Raw genomic sequence first — 2,737 nt, 5'->3', positions numbered from 1 at the left:
CTCCCGGCCGGCGGACCCACCCCGCCCTGCCACCGCAGCTCCACTCAGCGGTACGGCAACAGGGCTGCTCACCAGGGGTGCGATCGGGGAAGCGCGGCGGCCGTCCGGGGGGATCGTCCGGCCGCCGAGCTGTGGTCATCCTGCGACACTCCGCAGTGAAGCCGCAACGTTCCGGGCGGCAATTTCTCGCGTGTGCATTGACTTTCTTTGCTGGACGGTTTATGTGTTACAGAGACGGGTGACGCAGTGTTGCGTACCGGAATCAGGGAGTGTGCGAATGCCCGAGGACATCGGATCGACCGTGCCGCGCCGCCAACTCGGCCGGCTGCTACGCCAGTTCCGCAACGAGGCCGGGGTGACACTGGACGCCGCCGCCGAGGCCCTGGAATACAGCCGGCAGAAGATCTGGCGCCTCGAATGCGGCATGGGTTCGGTCCGGATCCTCGACGTCAAGGCCATGTGCGAGCTGTACGGGGTGTCGCCGGAGATGACCGAGGCGATGCGCGGGCTGGCCGCCGAGACGAAGTCCAAGGGCTGGTGGCACGCGTACGGCGACGCGGTGCCGAGCTGGTTCGAACTCTACGTCGGCCTGGAATCCGCCGCCGCCCACCTACGCCGCTACGACGAGTCGCTGATCCCCGGAATCCTTCAGACGAAGGAGTACGCCCACGCCCTCTACCGCCTCGGTGGGCGGCTGAGCGAGGAAGAGCGTGAGCGGGCAGTCCAGGTTCGACTTCAACGACAGGCACTACTCGTTCGACGGCTGCCGGCGGCTCCCCGGCTTGATGCTGTGCTGTCGGAGGCTGTGCTTCGGCGCGGCGTCGGCGGCCCGGTCGTCATGGGCGCTCAGCTCGACCATCTCATCAAGCTGTCCGATCTTTCGAACGTGTCGGTCCGGGTGCTGCCGTTGGCAGCCGGTCCGCAACCGGGTGCTGTCGCCGGGTCCTTCGTCATCCTCGACTTCCCGCCGACCAAGGGCGGCCGGGCCGCGCCGGAGCCGTCGGTCGTCTACAGCGAGTCATTGACCGGAGCGCTGTACCTCGACAAGCCCGATGAGCTGGGCGCCTACGAACGTGTCTGGAGGGGGCTGGATGCGCTCGCCCTCGGCGAGGCAGAATCGAAGGACATGATCAAGAGAATCATCGGGGAGATGCGGCATGACTGACCTGACCGGCGCCGTCTGGCGCAAGAGCACCCGCAGCGGCGACAACGGCGGCGACTGCGTCGAGGTCGCCGACAACCTCCCCGGCCTCGTCGCCGTACGCGACTCCAAGGACGCGACGGGACCGGTACTCACCTTCACCTCGTCGGACTGGACGGGTTTCGTCAACGCGATCAACCGCAACCGGCTTCGCTGATCCGCCGATCGACGGTGTCCAGGGCAGCGGTGGGCATGCCATTCGTCGCAGTGCCAGGCCCCCACTTGACCCAATGCCGTTCAGATAAGACTGCTTGGGGCAGACCAGTGGTGGCCGAATTCATCCAGGCGTCGTCCAGCGAGAGGCGGCATCAGCGTGTTGCGGTATTGCGCCGGAGCGAACGCCGCAACCATCAGACGATTTCAGTCGCGCGATTCCCGTGACCCCAGATCGGTCGACCTCGAAGGATCCGCTCGCCGAACACCATGCGGTGACAGATGAAGTTGTCCGCGGCCCCAAAATAGCGGGGCGCCTAGCCGGCAGTGAGTGTCAGCAGCTCAAGGATGCCTGCAGCCCGCCGGCTAGGCGCGCTCGCTGAGCCAGCGACAAAGGTGACCTAGTCGCTGACACTAGCCCACTCAGCGTCAGAGCGAGTCGGCAACTCCGCGAACCTCACCACGCACAACACCATTCACCGTGATCACCTCCTCACATCCGTGACCCCGTGAAGTTCTATCAGCGTACGCGAATGTCGCCGCGATCGGCACCTCCCGCACACGTCTCTTCTCAGTCCGTCAAGGACACACTTCCTCTTGCCCAACAACCGGCCACAGAACAGCAGTTAATACACTGAATGGTCGCCCCCGTAAAATTCTGAGGCATTACCGTCCGAACTGGACACCGCCTCTTGACCGACGAGCCATTTCTGCACAGCGCCTTGACCACTGAGCGTTGTCAAGTGGTGCGGACGTGAAGGCCAGACCACAGCGGAGCCGTCAGTCGTGCACACCGAATCCCTGACCGGAAAACCCTCACCGCCCCCCACCGCCTGGACCGCCTTCGTCCGCAAGCCACCGAAGGCCGGCTAAGGTCACGAACGGCGAGAGATCCCAAGGACCCCGTCAACTCCGGACCCAGCGTCCTCCCGCTTCGTTGCAGCATCGTCGCTCGCCTATGCCCGACTGGCAGGTGCTGCGCAGAGGAGGCCGCTGAGATCAAGGCGCTCGCCGCCGCCCTCACCTGGGGAAAAGCCGGCAGGTAGAGATGGCTCACCTGTGGAACCCCGCCGGCCCCGAATGCCACGACCCGGAGGTCGGGTACGCCGACAACAAGCCCTTCGATATCATCGAAGTGGGCGCCGCCAAGAACGGCACAACTGGCCGGGAGCGGACACGGTGCGAGCGTTCACGCTCCTGCCGCAGAATGTGCGGGACCGTTGCGGGAGCGTGAGCTGGTGGTCCACGATGGCCACTGAGTTGATCTCAGCAACGCATAAGGGTTGATTGGTGCGACACGGGCGAAGGTGTCGAGTCGGGCGGCAGTGGAAACAGGCGTGGAGCCATCGATAGACACGTCCTTGCGACAGAAACACGTCTTCG

General features: G+C 65.0%; 2 protein-coding genes. Both read left to right on the top strand.

Annotated features, from left to right (window positions below; translation table 11 throughout):
- Nucleotides 1–277 precede the first annotated feature (277 nt).
- Entirely contained in the window at nt 278–1,165 is an 888-nt protein-coding gene (locus C1I95_RS33245) for a helix-turn-helix domain-containing protein (RefSeq protein WP_111219999.1), read from the top strand.
- On the top strand, nt 1,158–1,358 hold the full coding sequence (locus C1I95_RS33240) for a DUF397 domain-containing protein (protein WP_111219997.1): 201 nt from the start codon (nt 1,158–1,160) through the stop codon (nt 1,356–1,358). Before C1I95_RS33245 ends, C1I95_RS33240 begins: the two co-directional genes overlap by 8 nt.
- Nucleotides 1,359–2,737: the final 1,379 nt, after the last annotated feature.

Source organism: Micromonospora craterilacus (assembly GCF_003236315.1).
GTDB classification, from domain to species: domain Bacteria; phylum Actinomycetota; class Actinomycetes; order Mycobacteriales; family Micromonosporaceae; genus Micromonospora; species Micromonospora craterilacus.
Note: the sequence above shows the minus strand (reverse complement) of the source record. Positions and strands in the feature narration are given on the sequence as shown.

Bases quoted from the DNA above. Each gene is read 5' to 3' on its own strand.
- C1I95_RS33240 (WP_111219997.1), top strand. From the start codon at position 1,158: ATGACTGACCTGACCGGCGCCGTCTGGCGCAAGAGCACCCGCAGCGGC.
- C1I95_RS33245 (WP_111219999.1), top strand. From the start codon at position 278: ATGCCCGAGGACATCGGATCGACCGTGCCGCGCCGCCAACTCGGCCGG.